This window comes from Curtobacterium sp. L1-20 (genome assembly GCF_048755855.1).
Lineage (GTDB): Bacteria > Actinomycetota > Actinomycetes > Actinomycetales > Microbacteriaceae > Curtobacterium.
In genome coordinates this window covers 57,625-78,755 of record NZ_CP151472.1, presented here as the reverse complement: position 1 = coordinate 78,755, position 21,131 = coordinate 57,625, and the positions used below count along the sequence as shown (strand labels likewise).

Genomic DNA, 21,131 nt, shown 5'->3' with positions numbered 1-21,131 from the left:
GTCATCAACGCGTCACACCTCAGGCATTATGAATGAGTGAGGTAGAGTCTCCCTATGTTCGAGATCCGGACGATGCGCCTGTCTAAGTTTGCGCAGGGCTGCCCAACTCCGCTGGCGGCGACCGCTGAAGGAACCTGGGTTGGGGGCGTCCCTGCGGGTGTTGACCCAAGTCAACCGGTATCGCGGGCCGTGTTCCAGGACATCGCAACACGGATGACCGACCCCATCAGTGCATCGCCAGAACTGCTCGAAGTCGCGTTCGAGGTCCCACTCTCAGTGTCAGTCCTGTGGGCAACGCAGGCCGATGAGATCCGAGCGCTCCTGAGCGAGTCAGTGCTCGGTGCGGTTGACGATACGATGCGGACGCTCGGGTCAGAGTGGATCTTTGCTCGTCGGGGTGAACGCGGTATTGCACAGATCGACATCGTCGAACCTGCCGTTGCGTGTGCCTTCATGCACCACTTCGACCGGCAAGGAAAGCCGGGGATCCACGTACATGTTGATGTGGTGAACGCGGTGCTCGGATCCGACCGCCGGGTCACGGGTATGGACGTCACGACGATCCGATCCGCAGAGGAGGTTGCGCACGAGCGGTACGTGTCATCGCTCATTGCTGCGCTTGATGACCGTCTCAGTGTCGCCGTCGACATCTCCTATAGGGAAGACCGACGCTCCCACTTCGAGGTTGCCGGCGTTGACCCAGCGCTGATTTGGGATCTACCTCGTGTACCTCAAACGCCCGCCGTCCAAGCGCCTGAGGACGCCGGCGAGCAGTCTCAGCGTGGTCGTCTGCGCGACCTGTTTCGGCGACGACCGTCATGATGACGATGCACGTCCTGTCCGCCGGGGACGGGTACGCGTACTACACGTCCGAGGTCGCCACGGGTGACGCACGCCGCGACCACGACCGCGAGCTCGGCGATTACTACACCGCCGACGGGAACCCTCCCGGCCGGTGGATGGGCGGCGGTGCCGCCGTCCTCGGTGTCTCCGGGACCGTCACCGAGGAGCAGATGAAGGCTCTCTTCGGTGAGGGTCTGCACCCGGACGCGGACCGCATCATCGTCGATGCTCTGGCGTCCGGGATGAGCGGGAAGCAGGCGCAGGAGGCCGCGAAGCTGGGCCGGTCCTACTACGTCTACAAGGCCGACGAGAACACTCTGCAGGGCCGCATCCAGGCTGGCTACGCCACCTTCCAGCGCATGCAGGGCCACGAGCCCAACACCGAGGAACGACGCCTCATCCGCACCCGTGAAGGCGCGCAGGCGTTCCGCGAAGCGAAGGGTCGTGAGCCCGCCGACAAGGAGGAGCTCGGTCGCTACATCACTGCAGCGACCCGACCCGACCAGCAGGCTGTCGCGGGGTTCGACCTGGTCTGTTCCCCCGCGAAGAGCGTGTCCGTGCTGTGGGCGCTCGGCGACGATGACACCCGGAAGAGCATCGAGCAGGCACAGGACCGCGCCGTCGCGTCCACCATCGCGTACCTCGAGCGTGAGGCGTTGGCGACCCGCGCCGGCACGAACGGCGTCGAGCAGATCGCGGTCGAGGGTGGCGTCGCGGTAACCGCGTTCCGGCACTTCGAGTCCCGCAACGGCGACCCGCAGCTGCACGACCACCTGGTGGTCGCGAACAAGGTCAAGGGCTCCGACGGCAAGTGGCGCACCATCGACTCCAAGCTGCTGCACCGCATGAACGTCCCCGTCTCGGAGTTCTACAACGCGGCCATCATGTCCGAGGTCACCAAGGCCCTCGATGTCACCACCGAGGCCCGCACGGTCGCCGCCGGCAAGCGTCCCGTGATGGAGATCGCCGGCGTCGACACTGACCTGATCGACACGTTCTCCTCCCGGTCCGCATCGATCCGCGAGCAGGTCGAACGCCTCACCGCGGAGTACCAGCGCGACCACGGGCGCGCTCCCGATCAGAAGGCACAGATCAAGATCGCGCAGCAGGCGACGCTGGAGACACGGCCGCAGAAGGAACACGGCCGCTCCCCGCAGGCCACCCACGACGACGCCGTCGCACGGGTCGGACAGGACCGCGCAGACCAAGTCCTCCCGAACGCGCGGCGCATCGCCGAAGCCCGCGCCCGGGACGGGTTCAGCGCGCCGACCGTCAACGTCGACGAACGCGCGCAGCTCGTTCTGGCTGCTGTCGAGGAGCGGTACTCGGTGTGGGGTGCCGGCGTCATTGAAGCCGAAGCCCGCCGGCAGCTCGCGCAGATGATCCCGGACCAGGACATCGCTGAACCCCTGGTGCAGCAGGTCACGAAGACCGCCCTGCACTCGTCGATCTCGCTCACCCCGCCGTCCCCGCACGGAGCGTTCAAGCCCCTCACCCGGTCCAACGGCGAGTCCGTGTTTGAGCACAAGGGCAAGACCGTCTACACCTCAGGCGGGATCCTCGCCGCCGAGGACCGCCTCCTCGACGCCGCCCGCGCACGGACGATGGCGCCCGTGTCCATCGACGTGTTCGAGCGCGTCGCAGCCGCGTATGACGGCCCGCTCGATCAGGGGCAGCGGGATCTCGCGAAGGCATTCGCGACGAGCGACCGGGAACTACTGATGGGGATCGGGCCCGCCGGCGCCGGCAAGACCACCGCGTTGAAGCTCGCCAACGACGCCCTACAGGCCGGCGGGGTCCGGATGATCGGACTCGCACCGTCTGCACCTGCAGCGTCGGTGCTCTCCGAGGCCGTGGGGATCGAAGCGACGACGATCCACGGCTTCATCGTTGCTCACCAGCAGGACGAGGTGGCCGCGAAGTACGCCCTCAAGCCGGGTGATGTGATCGTGGTCGACGAGGCCGGCATGGCCGGCACGTTCCGCCTCGATGACGTCCAGAAGATCGCCAACGAGTACGGCGCCGTCGTCCGCGGGATCGGTGACGACCGGCAGCTCTCCGCCGTCGAAGCCGGCGGTGTGCTCCGCCTGATCGACCGCGAGGTGGGGTCCGTGCAGCTCGAGCACGTGCACCGCTTCGCCGACACTGAGGAAGCAGAAGCGTCCCTCCGGCTCCGCGACCCGATGCGCCCCGGCGACCCGTTCTCCTGGTACCAGGACAACGGCCGGGTCGTCGGCGGCGACAGCGAGCGGATGACCGCCGCGGTGTTCGAAGGCTGGCAGCACGACACCCTCGCCGGCCACCGCGCCCTGATGCTCGCCCCGACCGCTACCGCGGTTGCGGACCTCAACGCTCGCGCGCAGGCGTTCCGGATCTCCACCGGCGACGTCGACACCAGCCGGTCGGTGAACCTCCGCGACGGGCTCGCCGCGCACATCGGTGACACGATCGTCACCCGCCGTAACGAGTCGGATCTCCGCATCCAGGGCGGCCGCGACCGCGTCAAGAACGGCGACCTGTGGACCGTCACCGGGATCCGCGACGACGGCGCCGTCGACGTCGCCCACGCCGAGCACGGCGCCGTGATCCAGCTCCCCGCCGGCTACGTCAGCCGCCACGTCGAGATCGGCTACGCCCGCACCATCAGCCGCTCCCAGGGCCTCACCACCGAGCACACCCACGTTCTCGGTGACGCGACGATGAGCCGTGAGGACGCCTACACGGCCCTGTCCCGCGGCAAGGAGAGCAACCGGCTCTACCTCGCACTCGACGACGCCGCGACCGTCCCCGAAGCCCTCGAGCAGATCGCTGCCCGCTCCGAGCGGATGCTCTCCGCACACGAGACCATCCGCCTCGAGCAGGACCGCGTCGAGGACCTCGTCACCCTCATCGACCAGCACGCCGACGTCGCCGTGCGCGCCGACGAGCTCCGCGCCGGTGCGATCGTCACGAAGGCGCTCGGCGAAGAGTTCGCCACGTCGCTCGAGGGGCAGGAGTCGTGGGGTGCCCTCGCGGCGTCGCTCCGCCACGCAGAGGACTACGGCCACGACCCGATCGCCACGCTGCAGGATGCGTACAAGCAGCGTGAGCTCGGCTCCGCCGAGGACGTCCCCGCTGTGCTGCACTGGCGTATCGAGAAGGCCCTTGAGGGGATCGGGCAGCCGGCCGTCCTCGTCGTCGACCGGGAGCCCGTGGACGGCGTCCCGGCATGGATCGCGGACGGCCGCCGCCACCAGGACGAGTTGCTGCCGGCCGAGTGGCGGGACCACCTCGCGGAACGGCACCACTACATCGGCGTGCGCCTGAAGGAGCGCGGTGCCGCACTCGCGCTCGAGCAGCCGGCATGGACCAAGGACCTCGGTCGGCTCCCGTCCGAGCCGTGGCGGATGTTCGACTGGCACCGCACCGCGGCCGAGGTCGACGTCCTCCGCACGAAGTACCGCATCGACCCGTCCGAGCCGCAGGCGATCCCGGACAAGCTCCGCGGCAACCCCGTCGCCGACCGGCTGCAGGAGCGTGTGACCGCGCTGCACAAGGCTGCCGCCCTGTCGACCGCTCCCGAGGTCACCGAGTCCACCCGCGAGCACTACGCCGCATCCGCCGCCGAGCGGAGCGCCGTAGCGCGCACGGCGCTCCTGGCGGCCGCGGAGGGCGTGCAGCAGGCGACGTCGACGGCGCTGGCCACCGTGTCCGACGTCGTCGCGGAGCACGCCACCGACACCCCGACGCAGACCCGCCCCGAGACCGCTGCGGAGGCCACTTCGCAAGCGTCCACCGCCGAAGCCGCACCCGCGACCTCGGCTGGCACCGAGACCACTCCGGTGGCCGCTGTGTCGCCCACCATTCCGCAGGAAGGAACCATCATGAGCGATCCCATCGACGAAACGTTCGACCACGTCGGCCGCCACGCTGGCCGGGCCGGGCAGACCATCGCCTCCGAAGTCAGCCGGCAGGCGCAGCGCGCGGCCGACGAGCGGCGCCGGCAGCTGCAGGAGGCCCAGCGCAAGGCCGAGCGCGACCGCGAGTACGCGGTCCGCGAGGCGCAGCGGAAGGCGGAACGTCAGCGTGAGCAGGCCGCCGTGCAGGCGCAGCGCGAGCAGGAACGCGCCGACCGCCTCGCGCAGCGCTACCCGGCACCCGACGTCGACCGGCAGCAGGACGAAGCCGCGGCGATCGCGACGGGCGCCGTCATCGGCGCCGCGGCCGCGGACGCGATCGAGAACGTTACCAACCTCGACACCGCTCAGATCGCAGCCGAGGGCCGCGACGAGACGGCAGCGGAGACGGCTGCGATCGCTGGCGAGGGCGCTGCGGATGCCGACGCCATCACCGCCACGGGAGACGGTGCGGCTGAGACGCAGTACGACGAGTTCGAGCTGCGCGACCGCGAGATGCTCCGCCAGGCCGGCATCGACCCCGGCGAGGTGTCAACGTCCACGGGCAGTGACAGCTCCCTCACGCTGGACTCGTCGTCGGCACCAGACCTGTCCCGCGGCGACGACGGTCTGGAGCGCTGACCGATGGCGGACCCCACACTGGAAACGCTCGGGCGTTTCACTGATGTCGTCGGCGAGCTTTTCGGCCGTCGGAACGAGTGTGTTGAGGCGTGTGCGCTGCTCGCCGCCGCTGCCGAGCGGTTGAGCCTCACTGTTCGCCCTCGAGCTGTGTCGATCCTCGCAATGACTGCGGACGGCCACTCGGCACTCACCGGTAAGGAGGCAGCACTGCAGGCGCGGGCCGCCGGCGCCCCTGTGCCCGACGACGCCCCTGTCCTACAGACCGACGAGACGCAGTTCGACCACGCCGGCCACATGATCCTCACCTGCAGTAATCCTCCTTTGCTTCTCGACCCCACGTTCCGTCAGTTCGCCCCTGGAGGGCTGCCGGACATCGTGCTCGTGGGAACGATTCAGACCGATGAGCCCGCACGCGGGTGGATCACCATCCCCTTCCCCCAAGGGATGCCACCGGGCGAAGCGACCTACTTCTTTGATCCAGACAACAGCGACTGGCAGGACGGATTCGAGCACGCGAAGGAGCAGTGGGCGCAGAGCGACGTGGCCGCCGCTGTCGCGGACCACGTCGCCGCGGGCGGGTGGGCAGACACGTTGTCCTTCGCCCTCCCCTGGGACGAGCACCCGGGACACTGAACGGGGTTCTTCGCTAGACCACCTGGAGGAGCCCGCCGAACCGCACGCTGCGAGGCGAGGTGTGCCTCGGCCAACCCTGCCTCGAGCGCGCGCTAAGGCGTCGGCGGGTCGACTCGGTACATGAACGTCGCTAAGCCGTCGAACCCTTCCGACCACCGGTGATACCGACCTTCTGCGATCAACCGGATCCACACATACGTCTGCGTCGACACATGATCGTCGGTTACCTCCCACCGCAGCTCCACGTCGGCGCCCTTGACGACAACGCTCCTGCCGCCCGCATAGGAGGTAGTGAGCTGCCATGACAGCGGGCGCCCCTGCGGGTCGGACGCCCGACAGCGGAACGTCACGGTCTGCCCGACGCTCAACACGATGTCGGTCTGAACCGATGGGTACGTGCTCACCAGCGTGGCCACCCCATCGAGCCGGTTTCCGAAGCTATCGGTCACTTCTTCGATGCGGGCGTAGAAGTCGCCGGTTTCGTCTTGCGTGCTCATGTAGATGGTCACCCTGTTCCTGATTTCCCCAGCGATGCCGGCAACGAGGTCCTCTTCGAACGGCAGAAGCGTGCGGTTGTGCGCGACCGTATTGCGTAGATCATCGATTCGACGCAAGAGTGCCAGGGTGTCGGCCTTCTTCCCGAGCGCCGGGGCGACCAGCTCCCAGTTCTTCTCCGCGAGCGTCACCAGGTCGAAAAACTGGGTGTAGTCGATCAGGGCGTTCGATACGACCGCGACGCCGCGGGATGTGCGCTTCTTCTGCTCGTACTCACGCTTCTCAGTGAAGCCCGCGAGCTGTTTGTCGTTGAAGACCTTCGTCATCCACTTGGACCCGTGCTTCTCGGCCAGCACATGGACGAGGAGCTGACGGAGCGCCGTCTCACAGCTCTCAAGCGCCGATGAGGGGGTCAGGTGAGCCACGCGGCGAGTCTAGGGCGGCTCACCTCGAGCCTCGAGGGCTGTGCCGGTCAGTGAAACAGCTTGATGCCGCGCTCATATGACCGGCGCGTCACCCTTCTAGTGGACCGTTCTGTCTACGATGCGGTCATGCATGAAATCTCACTTTCGGCCGCATCGGACTGGTGGACGACACCGCCGGAACGATGGTCAACCACCTGGCACAGCGCTTGGCCCTGGGGGTTCGCGATCGCAGGGCTCGTCGCCGCAATCGTCCTGTTGGTCGTGCTCGTGCGCCTCGGTATCAAGGCGTGGGTCCCGATCGTGCCGACGGTCGTAATCGTCATCCTCGTCTCGGTCATCGGCAGGCACATCCCCTCCGACGGGGGTGTGTTCGCGCTCTACGCCGCAACGATCGTCGGGGGCTTGATCCTGCTGGTCACAGAGACCCGGGAGGGCGGCATCGTCCTCGCCGGCGGTGGTGCGGCGTACGGGATCTGGGAACTCATCAACCGGGTCGCAGCGTCGATCCCCGCGCCCGTACCGCTGGTCATCCTCCTCGTCGTGGTGATCATCGCCCGAGCAAGAAGGTAGGCAGAAGGGCCGGGTACCTTTCAGTACCCGGCCCTCCCGTCGCCCCGGTCAGAACAGCGGCGCGTCTGCTGGCGGCCGCACTACCTCGATCGGTAGCGGCTTCTCGTTGTTGTCGGCGAGATGCCCGGCCGCGTTGCACGCCCGGAATGGCCCCTGCTGCTTATCGAAGATGACCCGCGCGTGGTGGTCCCAGTGCTGCACCCACCACGCGGACTTCGCGCCCTTGTCCTCCCGCATCCGCTCGACCGCCTGCTGATACGCCTTCCACGCCACGTAGAGCCGCTGAACGACCTCCGGGTGCTTCCACCACTCCGGGCACCACGCGGGCTTCTGCGCAATCGGCTGCTGGTACGCCTCGACCTGACCGATCTGCTCGCTGACCCACTGCAGGAACGCTTCGCGCGGGTCCTGCTTCGGTTTCCGGGGCTCCGTTCCGGCCCCCGCCGCCTCGGACTGCTCGCTCGACATCGGCAGGAGCTCACCGGTACTGGGATCGGCCGGCACCCCATCTTCGTCGTCCGGCGGCGGTTCGTCCCAGCCGCGGCCGCCGCCCGCCCCGCCCGCGTAGCCGCTGCCTGGTCCGTAGCCGGCGGGCCACTGGTTCGGATCAAACGGGCTCGACACGGCCAGCCCCATCCGACGTCGACGGGCGTTCTGCCGGCGTCTTCTTCTCCTTGACGATCTTCCCGTTCTTCACCTCGCGGCCCTCGATCATCGCGGTGAGCACCTTGTCGAGGAACCACGGGCGAGTGCGGATCAACACCGGGCCGACGTCGGTGGCGTCGAACACGGCCCGCCACTTCGGCAGGTGCGCCAACACATCCGGGGGCAGGATCGGCTTCGACCGCGCCGTCCGCGACCGGGTGGAGCCGTTCCGGCCGGTCGAGGTGTTCGTCGTCCACTCGTCGTAGTTGCCGATGCTCTCCGAGAACCGCTTGAGGAACGGCGACTGCGTGGACTCTCCGCCGCCGTAGACACGGATCGACGACGCGCTCCACAGGGTGTCGGCACCCTCCGAGCCGAACACGCGGACGATCTGCCCCCAGGACTGGAAGTACATGCCGAGGATCAGCCCCATCGACCCGTAGAACGAGACCACGTCGGGCAGTTCCGGCCACCGGACGATGTTCGCGACCTCGTCGAGTTCGAACACCACCGGCGTCGTGATCCGTCCGCCGTCCGCGGCCGCGGCACGCTCTCCCGCTCGGGAGATCGACCGCACCAGCGCCGCGACGAATGCGCCCCCGGACCCGGGACCGTTGCGGGAGATCAGCACCGCGGTGTCGCCGGCGCTGCGCACGAACGCTTCCGCGCTGAACTTCCGCACTCCCGGCGCGCTCGTCCACGCGAGCAGCTTGTCGTTGGCGATCGCGGACGCCATGCGCTGTGCGGTGGCATAGACGCTGCCGCGCGTCTTGTCCGGCTGCCCTTGCAGACCGATCAGCGCGGACGCCGGCCCGCTCTGCCCGTGCTTCTGCATGATCGCGCGGATCTCGTCGTGCTCCTGCTTCGTGATCCAGGTGTAGACCTGCCCAAGTCCGATCCCGTCGAGCTTCGCTGCGAGGAGGGCGTAGGCGAACAGGTCCCGGCCCTGCGAGTCGAACTGCGCGTCGGACTTGCTGTCGGCGTCTTTGGTGCTGGCCTCGAAGATCGCGGCGAGCTCCTGCGCGGTGGTGAGGTCCTCGACGTCCCACAGCGGGTCGTAGACGAAGTCGGGTCGGTGTTCCCGGCGGTACACCTGCGTCGGGTCGTACACCCACGCATCGCCCTTCCGCTTCCGCCCGGCGAGGACTTCCTTGACGCCGTCGACCTTGTTCGAGGTCATCACCGCGGCGCCCGGCGCCTCGAGCATGTGCCGCACCACCGACCCGGTCGTCTTCCCACGGCCGGGCCCGAAGATGTAGATCGCGACGTCACGCCACCCCTGCCACACCCACGACATGCCCCCGCCGACGAGGGTCCCGATCTTCTGCCCCGGCGGCAGGTCCACCGCGTTCGGGTGGAGCTGCTTGGCGTCCTTCCGACGTCGCGCGTACAACACCGGCGCGAGGTTGTTGTTGCGCCGCAGGTGCCGCTGCATCCGGTCGACAGGGGTGCCGCCCACGCTGCGCACCAGGTAGAAGATCCCACCAGCGACCGCGAGCACCACCACGGCGACGATCAGCGGGGTACCCCACCACGGCCAGTGGAACTGCTGCAGCGCGGTCTGGAACGGGTCCGGTGCGGTCGTCTTCATCAGTTGCTCCCCTGTGCTTCGCACCCGGTGAGGCTGCGCTCCAATGCGTGTTCGTCCTTCGACGCGATCGACAGTCGCCACTTCGTGGCCACCGTCACGAACGACGTCGCGTACGCGCACGCGTCGCCGGCGTTCGGCGGCATCCACTCCCCGGGCCCCGAGTCGGACTTTTCCTCGTTCGCTTGCCCGTCGACGGCGAGGAGCTCGGCCGGGTCGTTCGCGAACGCTTCCCGCTGTGCCGGCGTCCACGACGCCGCCCCGTGCGCCCACACCAGCCCGAGCGGCCACCGGTGATCGATCTGCACCGCCATGCTCGACGTCGGACCACGGTGGAACGCGATGGTGCGACCCGTATACGGGTCGTGGAGCGTCCCGGCCAGGACCACACACCCACGTGTCCCCGGCTTCGTGACAGCGTCCGTGAGGTCGCGCCGGAGGACGTCGACGCGGGTGTCGCAGCCGTTGTGGTCGACGTCAGCCCAGGCCGGGCCGAACGCGTCCCGGTCGTAGCCGGGCACGTACGCGTCCGACACGGGCAGCGCGCGGAGGTCCTGCAGCGCATCCGACGCCGCGGCCGTCGACACCGTGCTCGAGGGGGCCGCCGGTGAGGACACAGTGCCACTCGCCGGCGCCTGGGGTGTCGTGTGCGGGCCGGCGCCGGCAAACCCGGGAGCGAGCACCGCCACCCCGAGCGCGGCGGCGAGGACCGCTGCAAGCGATCCGACGGTGTTCGCGGTGCGGCGTCTCATTGAGGGTCCCCTTGGCGGTCGTTGCTGACGCCTCTGGCCTCGGCGACGATCTGCCGGACCCGGCGCCGGGACAGCCCGGATGCTTCGGCGGCGCCGCGTTGGCCGAGGACCTCGACGGCGGCCACGATCACTGCGTCCCGGTCGCGGCGGGCTTCCTTGTACGTATCGACGACGTCGCGGACGGTGTCGGCGATGCCGGTCACGGTGTGACTGAACGAGGCCACGGTCACCACATCCGAACCGTCAGCGCACCGACGCCGTCGGGGTCGATGACGGCGAAGGGGCGGGTATCCATCGATTCGAATGGAGTCCGCTCGAGCAGCGTGTGCGCTTCGGCGTTCATCCACGCGAGGATCTGCGCGAGCGTGTGGTGGTCGAGGTGATCCCGAAGTTCCGACCGCGCCGTGCCGTTGACGGCCAGCACCCACGTGTCGTCGTCCCCTTGGGTCGCGGTCAGCGTCTCCCCGCCGGGCGTCTGCCCGCCGTGCAGGACGCGGTGTGAGAGCCCACCCTGCCAATCGATGCGGAACCCGCGGAGGTCCTGCCGGCGGTCGGTCAGCGGCACGAGCCATGCCGGGATCGCGGGGCCGGTCCACAGCCCGACTGCCGGCAGCTCCCGGTCGCCCTGAAAGTCCAGCTCACGGCCGGTCGCGAACCGGAGAACGTCTGCACCGGCGACGAGGGCGTCGAGGGCGTCCAGAACGTCCCCGAGGGTCGCGAAGGTGCCCGGCAGGGTTCCGCGCACGCGCGGTTGAGCGTCGTCGACGTCGTACTCGACGGCGTTGACGCAATAGCCCTGCTCGTCGACGCTGATGAGCGCGAACACGTCCGGTGTCGCCTCCCCCTGCAGCGGCGAGTACCAGTCCCCGTGTGCGGCGGTCCACCCGTTCCAGGTCAGCATCGTTCCCACCTCGAGCACATCCAGGCTCCCCAGCGGCACCGTGGCGGCGTTGACCTGGGAACGGACGGCGGTCATGACGCCGCCCGGCGCTGATCGATCGCCCACCAGATCGCGACGGTGAGCATCGCGCAGCCGGCGGCGATGACCGCGCCGGCGAAGAGGAACCCGGACGGTGTCCACGCTGCAGCCCATGCGCCGGCGGCAGCGTGCGGACCCATCCCCGGGCTCACAAGGCTGACCAGCGCTCCGAACAGCAGGGCCACGATCCACAGCAGCACCCCGCCGGCGAACCCGACGCCGGTGTTGCGGGCGAGGATCAGACCACGGCGTGGCCACCGGGACCGGGGTGCGTTCTGGTGCAGTCGGTTGTCGCTCATCGTGTGCTCCTTCGCATCGTGCGTTGTCGTTACAGGGCGTCGATAGGACGCCACACCTGGCTGTTGGGGGTGCCCCAGACCTTCTGGATCTTCACCACGTCGCCCGGCTTCGGAGCGGCGATCATCATGTCGCCGCCGAGGCTGATGCCGACGTGCCAGGCGTCGTTGCCGCCCCAGAAGATGAGGTCCCCGGGCTGCGCTTCGGACAGGGGGTGCATGTGTCCGGACGCGACGCCGTTGCGCCACTGGGTGGTCGCGGAGTGACCGGCGTCGATGCTGATTCCGATCTGCGCGTACGCGACCTTCGTCAGCCCCGAGCAGTCCCACACGTTCGGGCCCGCACCGCCGAGGACGTAGTCCTTCCCGAGCTGCTGCTTCGCGAACCCGATCACCCGATTGATCTGCGCAGCGTGCGGACCGGTCGCGGGCTGCTTCCCGGCGGCAAGGGCCGTGTTCGCGCCTCCCGCGGCCGCGCCGGCGGCGGCGCCCGCGGTGCACGCCGCGCCCTCGTTCGTCTGCGAGACGGTTGAAACCGTGACCCCGGAGAGGGCGTTCATCATCTCGACGGCGTTCGCGGACTTCGTCGCGTACGCGTCGGGGAACGCGGACCCTTCCACGGCTTGGGCGGCGTTGCCGGGCGCCATCGTGTCCCAGCCGGGGACCTTCACGAGGCGTTCGTAGAACAGGTTGATCGCGTAGGTGATGTCTGTGACTTGCGCCTGCGTGCCCCAGCCCTGGGAGGGCCGCATCTGGAACAGGCCCGCGGAGTCGCGGTCGCCGCCGGAGAGGTTGCGGAGGGTGGACTCGGTCATCGCGGCCATCAGCGCGGTCTGCTGCGCATGCTGGGTGAGCCCGCGTTGCTTCCCGATCGAGATGATCGCGGCGGCGTTCTTGACCTGGTCGCCGGAGTACGGGCCGACCTGCTCCGGTAGCGTGCCCTTCTGCACCGCAACGGCAGTGCCGGACACGGTGCCGACGGCGCCGCACGTCGCGGCCGCGGCGTCGTCGTCCCCGGCGCCGGTGACGATCGTGAACAGCACCACCACGATCACGACCACGCCGATGATCGGCGCGAGCGCGAGCAGCGCGAGTATCCCTCCCTTGCCGCCCATGAGCTACCCCTGATCCCCGGCGTTGATATACGACGCCAACCACGGGGCGGTCTTGGTGTCACGGTGCAGTGTCACCGTGACCGGGCCGCCCGTGGACGCCGTGAACTGGTACGCACGGTCCATCGACGTCTGCTGGTCCCCGACCGGCTGACCGTCGTCGTGGACGCCGGCGCACGGCACGTTCGCCGGCCGGACCGCGGAGTACAGCTGCCACGCGTCGGCCGTCAGGTACGGCGTCAGGGACCGCTGCCAGACGTTCTTCGTCGTGTTCGGCTGGCAGAACCGGTCGGCGACCGTGTGCGCGATCGCCTCCGGGCTCGGCACCGCTGCGGCCGTCGATGCGGACGGGGCCGGCGTCGACGACTGCTCGGCGTTGGTGTGCGTGTGTCGCAGGTCCGCGGCGACCTTCACCACGATCACGGCTGCGACGACGACGAGGGCGATCCCGAGGACCGCGAGCACGCGCTTCCACGTCACCATGCACCCCTGACCAAGGGGACGACGACGAACACCACGAGGCCCATGCCGATCGCCGCCGCGGAAACCCAGACCAAGTCCACGATCGCGCGCGGCAGCTGACGCATCTGGTTGTGCCAGAGCCAGTCCTGCAGACGAGTGCGTGTCATGGTCGGGTCAGAGCCCCCTGGCGACGGCGGCGCCGGCGGCGAGCCACGCGAGCTTGGTTCGCTCCTGCAGCGCGTCGTAGTTGATGACGCGAGCCTTGAGGCCGGCGTCGTACGGGATCGTGAGGACGTCGCGGCCGAGGCCGGCGTCCTTGAACCGGCGCACCTGCTCGGCGACCTTCTGACGGGTCACGTCGCTGGTTTCAACCCCAACGATGACCACGGCGTTCTCCGCGAGCTCCCGGTACCGTCCGCCGGCGGCGACGAGCTGCTCGAGGAGGAGCGCTGCGGACTCGCACCACTTGTCGTCGGTGGTCGTCGGGACGACAAGCTGGTCCGTCCGGTCCAGCCCAGCGAGCCACATCGGGTCGGTTTCGTCGTTGCCGGAGTCGATGAGCACGAGCCGGTAGAACTTCGTCAGCACCTTGTGCACCTGGTCCACCGTCCCGGCGTCGAACCGCTGCTCAGCGGCGAGGACGTCGGGCTTGGACTTGAGGACGTCGTACCGGTCGCGGGTCTGGTGGTGGACGTAGGAGGCCATGTCCGCGGACTGCGCGTCGGTGCCGAGTAGCCGGCCGATGTTCGGCAGCAGATCCAGCACACTCGCTTCGTGGCGGGCGGACTCGGTGGACCAGCCGAGGGTGCCGCGGGTCTGGTTGTTGTCCCAGGCGACCGTGGCTGCGCCCGAGTAGCGGGCGAGGATCGTCGACAGGCAGACCGTGGCGAGGGTCTTTCCTGCCCCGCCTTTGCCGTTGGCGAGCATGATCGTGCGCGGGCCGACGTGGTGCTGGCTGACCAGGTGCACCTGCTCGCGGTGCAGCCGCTCCGCCGCGGACGGCGCGACGCGGATGCCGGCGCGGGTGAGGAAGCCGCGGAACCCGGTCGTCGCGGGCTCCTCGACGCTCTCCTGGGTGAGGAACGACTGCCGCCCCTGCCGCTGCGGCGATGCCTGCTCAGTCGCGGGCGGAGCGACCGGGGCGGCGGCCGCCACCGGGGCTGCGACAGGTACCGCGACCGGGCCGCTCGTAGGTGCCGGGGCGCTCTGCGGCATCGGCGGCACCGCCGGCGCCGCGGCCGCGGACACCCACGGGGACGGAGAGTCGACGCCGCCGGCGACGGTGCCCGTGACCGCGGCGATCGCGCCGTGCCCGTCGATGCTGAAGAGAGTGTCGGCGCCGGTGGTGCTGTCGTGGCTGCGGACGACGACGGGGGCGCCGGCGGTCTGGGCGTGCTGCTGCAGCCAGTCCATCGCGTCCGGGTAGGCGCTCTCGCCGGCGAACGCGGTGTCGCCGATCGTGAGCTGGTCGCCGTCGGCGCGGAGCTCGTAGTCAATGTGCACGGTGGTGTTCGGCATGAGCGGGTCGTCCTTGTCTGCTCGAGCGGGCTAGGCCCGGGGTCCGCCCGCAGCCGGCTGGCCGTCGAAGCGGGTGTTGGTGTTGTGCAGGCTCATCTGCGTCTGAGTGCGGAGCATCTTCACGGGGATCCCGACCCGCTCGTTGATCTTCAACATGACCTTCCCTGCGCCTGGAGGCGCGGGCGGCGGTCCGTTCTTGCGGCGGCTGCCGGTCCAGTCCGGTGCTTTGGAGAACGAGATGACTTCGTTGATCTCCTGCGTCGTCATCGACCGCACCTTCGACAGCTCGAGGAGGTCGTCGTGGCTGAGGCCCATGAGCAGCAGCAGGCCGGAGCGTTCGATGAACCCCTTGGCCTTCTGCCGGTCCTCCTCGTTCCGCAGGGACAGCAGGTCCTTCGGGGAGTGCGTGATCTTCAACTCCGCCGTCCCCACGGATCGGTTGGTGCGCGAGAGCCGATCGATCAGGTCGACCATCCCCTCGCAGGCGCGCAGCGGGTACCAGAACTCGTCCATCAGGGTCGTGTACCCACCCCAGGTGACCTGCGGCTCGTACGCTTCGCCCTGCTGCGCCGCCTCTGCCTGGAGGCGGAGCTCGTGCTGCGCGAGCTCCCAGTGCGCGTCGATCGCGTCCATGCCGATGGACCAGGTCGACAGCATCGCGGCGGAGAGCAGCTTGGTGTTGCCGCGTCCGATCGAGGAGGTGTCGAAGCAGAACCCGCCACGGTTGCCGGGGGTGAACTCGACCGGGTTGTTGCCGGTGAGCATCTGCCCCATCTCGCCGATCATGAGCCACTGGAGCGTTTCGCCGAGTCGGGTGAACCGGGCGTGGAAGCTGGCGGCGTCGCGCTGCCGGGTCACGGCCAGCATGCGTTCCGATGGGTGGTCGAACACGCGGATCAGGTCCGCGGTCGACGGGTTCGGCTCCCGTTCGAGGATCGTGTCGACGAGGGCGGTCAGCGCGGTGTCTTCACCGGTGCTGATTGTGGGGCCTTGTTCGTCGTCGCTGCGGGCGAGTTTCACGCAGGTGCGGACCAGGTCGATCGATTTCGCCCGGGCAAGCTGCTGTAGTTCCTGGCCGACAGCGCCACCGATGCGGGCTGCGGCGTAGCCGAGGGGGCCGGGCGAGAGGAGGTTCAACTGGTGACGGGCGCGCGGGCCGGTGGAGAGCACGGTGGTGCCGAGTTCCTCCGCCCACTGCAAGTGCTCACCCTTGATCGGGTCCCAGATCCCTGGGGTCAGGCCGCGCCCGACCTGCCCGCCGATCAGCGTCTGCGCGGTAGAAGACTTCCCTAGCCCGTTCAGGCCGAATACGAACGCGGACGGGGAGGAGATCACGCCAGCGCGGAACAAGGCGTCGTGGTCAGTGCACACGGCGGAACCGGTGTTCATGTCCCGGCCGAGCGGGGCACCGTTGGTGGGTCGGCCGGTGCCGACACCGAACGGGTAGTACCCGCACACCTGCACACTTGTCCCGAACCACCGTGGCGGTTGCGGGATCTGCTCCCACCCACCGCCGTGCGGGCCGAAGAACCCTTGCGGGGTTCGCGTCAGCAGTTTCGTGCTCATCGTTCAGTCCTGTCTCGTGTGAGGTTTCGGCGGACGTCTTGCCGGCGCGTCACTGGGTCCGGTCCGTGACTTGCTGCAGCGCTGTGGCGTACGCCCACGGCAGCACGCCGAGCGGCAGCGTGGAGTGGAACGCGGCGGCGGTGTCGGTGTCGACGAACCGGTACGTCATGTCCCCGGCGCCCTCGAGGAGGTTCTTCAGTTCGGTCTCCGCCTCGCGGTATCCCTGCTCGGTTGCGGGGAACGTGACGGTGACCTGGATCGCGAACGCGGTCATCGATGCGCCCTGCTGCAGGTCACCCAGCGTCTTGTCGGCCAGCACCCCGCGCCGTTGCGCCATGACGTCACGGCGGCCGGTGACGGTCGTGCCGTTGCGGCTGGCGTCCTCGGCGATCTTCTGCGCCGTCCGGAACGCCTTGCCCTGCGTCATCGGCCGGTAGTAGACCGCGCCACGCTTACGCAGGAACTTCCCGTTCGGGCGGAACAGATCGTTGAGGATCTGCTCCGTGATGTGCATCTGCGGCGGCGCGACCATCATGGCCGTCATCGACGCGACACCGTCGTGGTAGCAGACCCGACGGGCGGAGTCGTCGAAGAAGTCCGGGCCGGCCTGCGTGATGCGCAGCGTCGAGACCCGGTCCGCGAGGTCGTCGGAGGCGAACTCGCGGGCTCGGTCGGGCCGATACGCGATCCGCACGGCGCGGGCGAGGTCGGATGAGGTCGCGACGACGGGGCTGCCGGCGCCGGCCATCGCGAGGCGGTCGCGGTGTCCGGGCAGTTTCGCGGCGATGTTCGCGACCGCGTCGTCGGTGTTCGTGGCCAGCTTGTTCACGTTCCACACCACCGACGCGAACACCTCCACGTCGGAGTACACCCCCGATAGGGCGCGAGCACCCTCCCGCAGCTGCCGTTGCGCGGCGGCGGGAGCGTGGGGTGACACCTCGGCGTCGATCTTCGCGATCAGCGGTTCGATCGACTCCAACGCCGAGTCCACCACCACGACCGCGCCTTCGATGCTGGTGTCACCAGACAGGGATGCGATCCACCCGCCGAACTTCGACACCTGCTGGTCGATCTGGGGCTGCGGCAACAGGTCCGTCCCATCGGGACGGCACGAGAACGTTGCTGCGAGCAGCGGGTTCCGGGACGTCTTCCGGTGATGCAGCAGCACGTACTCCTCCCCCTCCCCGTCGGTGCCGGTGATCTCCTCGAGGTCGGCCAACATCCCTGGCAGCGCCAGGAGCGCGTCGTCGGGCAGCGCGGAGAACAACCCGGTCTCGTAGAGGTCCGTGCCTTCCCGGCCGCGCTTCTTGTCGACGTACCGGTCCAGGATGCGAGCGGCGAGGGTGCGGCCAGCGACCAGGTCACCCCACCGGATGATGAAGAACACGTTGCCGAGGAGCCCGGCGAACAGGGCCAGGAGGCCGACCAGCCACCACCCGACGACCAGGCACACCACCATCACCAGCACACCGCCGAGGAGCATGCCCCAGCCGATGCCGGTCAAGCCGCCGAGGGTCGCCTTCGTCGTCGGCAACGAGTTGCCGAACTTCACCCGTGGTTGTTCCGTCGTGTCACTCACTGAAGGTTCCTTCCGCTGTCTTGGCCTCATCGCCTGCCCCATCGGCGGCGGACTGCGCGAGCGCCCACGACCCGTTGGATGACGCCGACTGTCCACCGCTGTCCGCGCCGCCAGCGGTCGCGCCGCCAGCACCGGACGAGCCGTCGCTGCCTGCTGCACCGGACGCGCCGTCCGCCCCGCCGCCGACCATGCCGCCGGCAGCCGAAGCACCATCGGCCCCGCCGCCGACCATGCCTTCAGCAGCCGAAGCACCATCAGCGCCGCCACCAGTGGCCGGCGACGAATCAGCCCCGAACCCGCCACCGCCACCTCCGGTGGCCGCCGCCTGCCCGCCCTCAGCGACGCCGGCACTCGAGGCCGCAGACCCCGCACCAGCACCAGCACCAGCACCAGCCCCCGCACCGGCAGCGGCACTGGCACCGCCGGTCGCGACGGCAGCGCCGACCGCGACGCCAGCTTGCAGCGCGGCCGCGCCCACACCGAGGGCCATCGCGCCGCCGATCGCGTTGCCGATAGCGCTCGACGCCGGCACCAGCAGCCGCATCATCGCCGGCAACGCGACCACGGCAAGGGCGATGAGCATCAGGCCGTAGAGGACCCCGCCGACACCGTCCTGGCCGTTCTTCAACCGCCACGCGAACGCATAGATCGACGCCGCGATGGGCATGTAGAGGATGAACGCGATGATCCAGGCGGTGATCTTCTCGAACGCCTGCTTGCCCTGTCGCAGCAGCGCAGATGAGGCCGCGAGCTGCCAGAACGCGTTCAGCAGCAGCAGCATCGCTTGCCGGACGAACATGATGACCCACTGGAACCCGACCGCGATCACACCCAGCAGCCCGAAGATCAGCGCCAGTCCCGGCGAGGTGGCTGCGAACGTCGCATCTGCCACCCCCGCTGCCGCGGTGGTCCCGGATACCTTCAAGATCCACTGCGCATAGGCGTCACCACCCCAGACCAGGATCTGGATCGCAGCTGACCCGAGCGTGATGACCGCAACGGCCCTCCCGAGCGATTCCATCGCCTCCCGGAACGGTTCGCCGCGGTGGGAGAGCATGATGCGCGTCCCGGCCACGATCAGCCCGATGACGAGCAGGAACACCGCGATCGGGAGGTTCGTGTCCTGGAACCACCGAGTCGCCTTGTTGTCCAGCGACACCAGGAACCCCGAGTTGACCCAGCTGGTCATGAACTGCTTGAAGATGTCGTCGTACGAGACGAACATCTCCTGAGCAGCCTGCTTGAAGCCGCTCGACGCGGCCGCTCCCACTCCGGCACCAAGAACCGCTTCAGCTCCCTTGCACCCAGTGACCATCTGGCAAGCCGCGTCCAGCGTTCCGCTAGCCATTGGAATCCCCCCACCCGATGAAGTCACCCTCGGACGGCGTGAGTGGATTGCCCGAGAAGATCTCGCCGTTGTCCTGGACCTGTACCTTCCAGTCCCCGTGCACCCAGACCATCGTGAACGGGACCGCGAAGTAGCCCGTCGATGTTCCCGACTCAGTCAGGACGACGTCGACGATCGCGCGATCCTTCGTGAACGATTCGACCGAGTAGCCGGCCGCACTGATGCCCTGTGCGCGCATCTGCTCAGGCGTGGTCTGCTTCTTCACGGTGCCGTCGACGGAGATGGGCTTGCCAGCGCCGTCCGCGATGTAGAAGTTCAAGAGCTCGCGAACGGTGTGCCCGGTGTCGTATTGGCCGAGGTACCCGGTCGTGGCCGCCAAGGCCGCACCAGTCGGCGTGCGAGCGAAGCAGGCAGCGAATCCGTCGACCTTCTTCGTGGGGCCGACTGTCGCTGACACCGGCCATGAGATCCCACCACGGCCCGCGTGCCAGGTCAGATCGCTCGGAACCTCCTGTCGGGCCCGACCCGTCGTGGGAACTTCACACGCACCCGGTGCAGGAGCGTGCGCGCTCGTCGACGCGGACTGGCCCGCGCTCTCGTTGCCGCTGTTCGCGGGCGCGAAGACGCCCAGGATCGTGCTGAGCAGGACAACGATGAGCGCGAGCGCGACGACGACTCCAGCGCCGATCGCGGTGGGCTTGGAGTTCCAGCCGCGCTTGACAGCAGAGCTGAAGCCGGTGCGGTTTGAGTTACGTGAGGACGGTGCCATGACTGTCTCCCGGGTCGGTTTCGGTTACGCGCCGGGGATCTGCTTGCAGTTCGACGACACCGACCCGATGAAGATGGACGCGATCCCCACCGCGGCGCCGATGATCGTTGCGCCACCAATCCACCAGCCGAGGCTCTTGAGCATCTCGCCGCCGTCGTGGCGCTTGCCGGCGAAGAACATGCCGATGCCGAGGAGGAGCAGCGCGACGACGCCGAGCGCGATCGCGACGATGCGTGTCCACAGCTGCGCAGTATCGAGGGCGTCCTGCGCCTTACCGGGCAGGCAGTACGCCTGCGCGACGACCATGCCGGCGCGGTTGGCGACGTCGACGGCCTTGGGCGACTTCGCCACGACGGCGTAGATGGCGTTGCTGATCATTCGGCCTTCTCCTTGTTTGACTGCGCCCCCAGGAGCGCCTTACTGACCCGCTGCACGGGACGGGCGAGCTGCCCGGCCAGTTCCCGGGAGATCTCTGTCACGGCCCGAAGGCGTGGGAGCCACGGCACCGGCACGACGCGTACCGCACCCGCGAGAACGCGTTGCTCGCGGGCTGCGGCCGGGACCGGCTTGCCGGGAGCATCGGCCACGACGAGCACGGCCTCGACGGCGGCTGTTCCAAGCGTGTGCACGGCCGCTTTGGCGGCGTTGATCCCGGCGGGAGTCGACCGGCACACGAGCACAACCCGGCCGGCGTGCTCGTCGTTGAGCTCCGCTTCGGGAAGGTTGAGTAGCTGCGCCCAAGTCGAAACCCCTGCGCCAGGCTGAACGCCGACCACAGCGATAGACACGGCCGAGTCGGCCGGCGGGAGGGCCGCAGCGGCGATTTGACCTCCAGCCCACACGCCCGCGTCATCGCCTTGCGCGACGCTGCTGCCATCGGGACGCAGCGCGACGCGGGTCTCGTGTGGGCCGTCGTGGACAACCACCCGAATCGGCATCGACGACACCGCGAGCTCGGCGACCTTCCGTAGGACGGCTTGACGGACGTCCTCCCCCGCGCCGACGGTGAGCACCCGGCCGTTAACTGCCCACAC

At 68.9% G+C, this 21,131-nt stretch carries 21 protein-coding genes; 4 read left to right on the top strand and 17 right to left on the bottom strand.

Annotation, left to right across the window (positions count from 1 at the left end):
• The first annotated feature begins 54 nt into the window (after window positions 1-54).
• The 3 genes from AAEP86_RS00380 to AAEP86_RS00370 are packed head-to-tail and all read left to right on the top strand — an operon-like array spanning window position 55 to window position 5,993.
• Window positions 55-822 carry a relaxase domain-containing protein gene (locus AAEP86_RS00380; protein ID WP_420367157.1) on the top strand — a complete coding sequence of 256 codons (768 nt, stop codon included), beginning with the start codon at window positions 55-57 and terminating at the stop codon, window positions 820-822.
• The gene (mobF, locus tag AAEP86_RS00375; protein WP_420367156.1) at window positions 822-5,360 is read left to right on the top strand and encodes a MobF family relaxase; all 4,539 of its coding nucleotides are present in this window, start codon (window positions 822-824) and stop codon (window positions 5,358-5,360) included. The genes AAEP86_RS00380 and mobF overlap by 1 nt, the downstream gene beginning before the upstream one ends.
• 3 nt (window positions 5,361-5,363) lie before the next feature.
• Window positions 5,364-5,993: a hypothetical protein gene (locus AAEP86_RS00370; protein WP_420367155.1), complete on the top strand. Its 630-nt coding sequence runs from the start codon at window positions 5,364-5,366 to the stop codon at window positions 5,991-5,993.
• Between the two features lie 92 nt (window positions 5,994-6,085).
• Here AAEP86_RS00370 and AAEP86_RS00365 read toward each other — a convergent pair whose 3' ends face one another.
• On the bottom strand, window positions 6,086-6,913 hold the full coding sequence (locus tag AAEP86_RS00365; protein WP_420367154.1) for a Swt1 family HEPN domain-containing protein: 828 nt from the start codon (window positions 6,911-6,913) through the stop codon (window positions 6,086-6,088).
• Window positions 6,914-7,039: 126 nt separating this feature from the next.
• Here AAEP86_RS00365 and AAEP86_RS00360 point away from each other — a divergent pair, with 126 nt between their 5' ends.
• Complete coding sequence (locus AAEP86_RS00360; protein WP_420367153.1) at window positions 7,040-7,483, top strand: hypothetical protein; 444 nt, start codon at window positions 7,040-7,042, stop codon at window positions 7,481-7,483.
• A 48-nt stretch (window positions 7,484-7,531) separates the two neighbouring features.
• Here AAEP86_RS00360 and AAEP86_RS00355 read toward each other — a convergent pair whose 3' ends face one another.
• The 16 genes from AAEP86_RS00355 to AAEP86_RS00280 all read right to left on the bottom strand — a co-directional run bounded on the left by AAEP86_RS00355 (window position 7,532) and on the right by AAEP86_RS00280 (window position 21,110).
• A complete protein-coding gene (locus AAEP86_RS00355; protein WP_420367152.1) occupies window positions 7,532-8,119 on the bottom strand; it encodes a DUF4913 domain-containing protein in 588 nt (195 codons plus the stop codon).
• A complete protein-coding gene (locus AAEP86_RS00350; RefSeq protein ID WP_420367151.1) occupies window positions 8,091-9,719 on the bottom strand; it encodes a type IV secretory system conjugative DNA transfer family protein in 1,629 nt (542 codons plus the stop codon). The genes AAEP86_RS00355 and AAEP86_RS00350 overlap by 29 nt, the downstream gene beginning before the upstream one ends.
• A complete protein-coding gene (locus AAEP86_RS00345) occupies window positions 9,719-10,468 on the bottom strand; it encodes an HNH endonuclease family protein (RefSeq protein WP_420367150.1) in 750 nt (249 codons plus the stop codon). Before AAEP86_RS00345 ends, AAEP86_RS00350 begins: the two co-directional genes overlap by 1 nt.
• Window positions 10,465-10,671: a hypothetical protein gene (locus AAEP86_RS00340; protein WP_420367149.1), complete on the bottom strand. Its 207-nt coding sequence runs from the start codon at window positions 10,669-10,671 to the stop codon at window positions 10,465-10,467. The genes AAEP86_RS00345 and AAEP86_RS00340 overlap by 4 nt, the downstream gene beginning before the upstream one ends.
• Before the next feature lie 23 nt (window positions 10,672-10,694).
• The gene (locus AAEP86_RS00335) at window positions 10,695-11,549 is read right to left on the bottom strand and encodes a hypothetical protein (protein WP_420367148.1); all 855 of its coding nucleotides are present in this window, start codon (window positions 11,547-11,549) and stop codon (window positions 10,695-10,697) included.
• Window positions 11,441-11,746 (bottom strand): hypothetical protein, encoded by a 306-nt coding sequence (locus AAEP86_RS00330; RefSeq protein WP_420367147.1) that lies wholly within the window; start codon window positions 11,744-11,746, stop codon window positions 11,441-11,443. The genes AAEP86_RS00335 and AAEP86_RS00330 overlap by 109 nt, the downstream gene beginning before the upstream one ends.
• A gap of 29 nt (window positions 11,747-11,775) precedes the next feature.
• On the bottom strand, window positions 11,776-12,858 hold the full coding sequence (locus AAEP86_RS00325) for a C40 family peptidase (protein WP_420367146.1): 1,083 nt from the start codon (window positions 12,856-12,858) through the stop codon (window positions 11,776-11,778).
• Between the two features lie 3 nt (window positions 12,859-12,861).
• Window positions 12,862-13,338: a hypothetical protein gene (locus tag AAEP86_RS00320; protein WP_420367145.1), complete on the bottom strand. Its 477-nt coding sequence runs from the start codon at window positions 13,336-13,338 to the stop codon at window positions 12,862-12,864.
• On the bottom strand, window positions 13,332-13,484 hold the full coding sequence (locus AAEP86_RS00315; RefSeq protein ID WP_420367144.1) for a hypothetical protein: 153 nt from the start codon (window positions 13,482-13,484) through the stop codon (window positions 13,332-13,334). The genes AAEP86_RS00320 and AAEP86_RS00315 overlap by 7 nt, the downstream gene beginning before the upstream one ends.
• Window positions 13,485-13,491: 7 nt before the next feature.
• The gene (locus AAEP86_RS00310; protein WP_420367143.1) at window positions 13,492-14,835 is read right to left on the bottom strand and encodes a MinD/ParA family ATP-binding protein; all 1,344 of its coding nucleotides are present in this window, start codon (window positions 14,833-14,835) and stop codon (window positions 13,492-13,494) included.
• Between the two features lie 30 nt (window positions 14,836-14,865).
• On the bottom strand, window positions 14,866-16,401 hold the full coding sequence (locus tag AAEP86_RS00305; RefSeq protein WP_420367142.1) for an ATP-binding protein: 1,536 nt from the start codon (window positions 16,399-16,401) through the stop codon (window positions 14,866-14,868).
• A 49-nt stretch (window positions 16,402-16,450) separates the two neighbouring features.
• On the bottom strand, window positions 16,451-18,022 hold the full coding sequence (locus AAEP86_RS00300; protein WP_420367141.1) for an SCO6880 family protein: 1,572 nt from the start codon (window positions 18,020-18,022) through the stop codon (window positions 16,451-16,453).
• Entirely contained in the window at window positions 17,973-19,205 is a 1,233-nt protein-coding gene (locus AAEP86_RS00295; RefSeq protein WP_420367140.1) for a hypothetical protein, read from the bottom strand. The genes AAEP86_RS00300 and AAEP86_RS00295 overlap by 50 nt, the downstream gene beginning before the upstream one ends.
• 115 nt (window positions 19,206-19,320) lie before the next feature.
• Entirely contained in the window at window positions 19,321-20,097 is a 777-nt protein-coding gene (locus AAEP86_RS00290; protein WP_420367139.1) for a hypothetical protein, read from the bottom strand.
• A 24-nt stretch (window positions 20,098-20,121) separates the two neighbouring features.
• Window positions 20,122-20,475 carry a hypothetical protein gene (locus AAEP86_RS00285; protein ID WP_420367138.1) on the bottom strand — a complete coding sequence of 118 codons (354 nt, stop codon included), beginning with the start codon at window positions 20,473-20,475 and terminating at the stop codon, window positions 20,122-20,124.
• Complete coding sequence (locus AAEP86_RS00280; RefSeq protein ID WP_420367137.1) at window positions 20,472-21,110, bottom strand: hypothetical protein; 639 nt, start codon at window positions 21,108-21,110, stop codon at window positions 20,472-20,474. The genes AAEP86_RS00285 and AAEP86_RS00280 overlap by 4 nt, the downstream gene beginning before the upstream one ends.
• Window positions 21,111-21,131 lie beyond the last annotated feature (21 nt).

What these genes read in the sequence shown, in the direction of transcription:
- AAEP86_RS00380 (WP_420367157.1), top strand. Translation starts at nt 55, where the DNA reads ATGTTCGAGATCCGGACGATGCGCCTGTCTAAGTTTGCGCAGGGCTGC.
- mobF (WP_420367156.1), top strand. Translation starts at nt 822, where the DNA reads ATGACGATGCACGTCCTGTCCGCCGGGGACGGGTACGCGTACTACACG.
- AAEP86_RS00370 (WP_420367155.1), top strand. Translation starts at nt 5,364, where the DNA reads ATGGCGGACCCCACACTGGAAACGCTCGGGCGTTTCACTGATGTCGTC.
- AAEP86_RS00360 (WP_420367153.1), top strand. Translation starts at nt 7,040, where the DNA reads ATGCATGAAATCTCACTTTCGGCCGCATCGGACTGGTGGACGACACCG.
- AAEP86_RS00355 (WP_420367152.1), bottom strand. Translation starts at nt 8,119, where the DNA reads ATGGGGCTGGCCGTGTCGAGCCCGTTTGATCCGAACCAGTGGCCCGCC.
- AAEP86_RS00350 (WP_420367151.1), bottom strand. Translation starts at nt 9,719, where the DNA reads ATGAAGACGACCGCACCGGACCCGTTCCAGACCGCGCTGCAGCAGTTC.
- AAEP86_RS00345 (WP_420367150.1), bottom strand. Translation starts at nt 10,468, where the DNA reads ATGAGACGCCGCACCGCGAACACCGTCGGATCGCTTGCAGCGGTCCTC.
- AAEP86_RS00330 (WP_420367147.1), bottom strand. Translation starts at nt 11,746, where the DNA reads ATGAGCGACAACCGACTGCACCAGAACGCACCCCGGTCCCGGTGGCCA.
- AAEP86_RS00325 (WP_420367146.1), bottom strand. Translation starts at nt 12,858, where the DNA reads ATGGGCGGCAAGGGAGGGATACTCGCGCTGCTCGCGCTCGCGCCGATC.
- AAEP86_RS00320 (WP_420367145.1), bottom strand. Translation starts at nt 13,338, where the DNA reads ATGGTGACGTGGAAGCGCGTGCTCGCGGTCCTCGGGATCGCCCTCGTC.
- AAEP86_RS00315 (WP_420367144.1), bottom strand. Translation starts at nt 13,484, where the DNA reads ATGACACGCACTCGTCTGCAGGACTGGCTCTGGCACAACCAGATGCGT.
- AAEP86_RS00310 (WP_420367143.1), bottom strand. Translation starts at nt 14,835, where the DNA reads ATGCCGAACACCACCGTGCACATTGACTACGAGCTCCGCGCCGACGGC.
- AAEP86_RS00305 (WP_420367142.1), bottom strand. Translation starts at nt 16,401, where the DNA reads ATGAGCACGAAACTGCTGACGCGAACCCCGCAAGGGTTCTTCGGCCCG.
- AAEP86_RS00300 (WP_420367141.1), bottom strand. Translation starts at nt 18,022, where the DNA reads ATGGGGCAGGCGATGAGGCCAAGACAGCGGAAGGAACCTTCAGTGAGT.
- AAEP86_RS00295 (WP_420367140.1), bottom strand. Translation starts at nt 19,205, where the DNA reads ATGTTCGTCTCGTACGACGACATCTTCAAGCAGTTCATGACCAGCTGG.
- AAEP86_RS00290 (WP_420367139.1), bottom strand. Translation starts at nt 20,097, where the DNA reads ATGGCACCGTCCTCACGTAACTCAAACCGCACCGGCTTCAGCTCTGCT.
- AAEP86_RS00285 (WP_420367138.1), bottom strand. Translation starts at nt 20,475, where the DNA reads ATGATCAGCAACGCCATCTACGCCGTCGTGGCGAAGTCGCCCAAGGCC.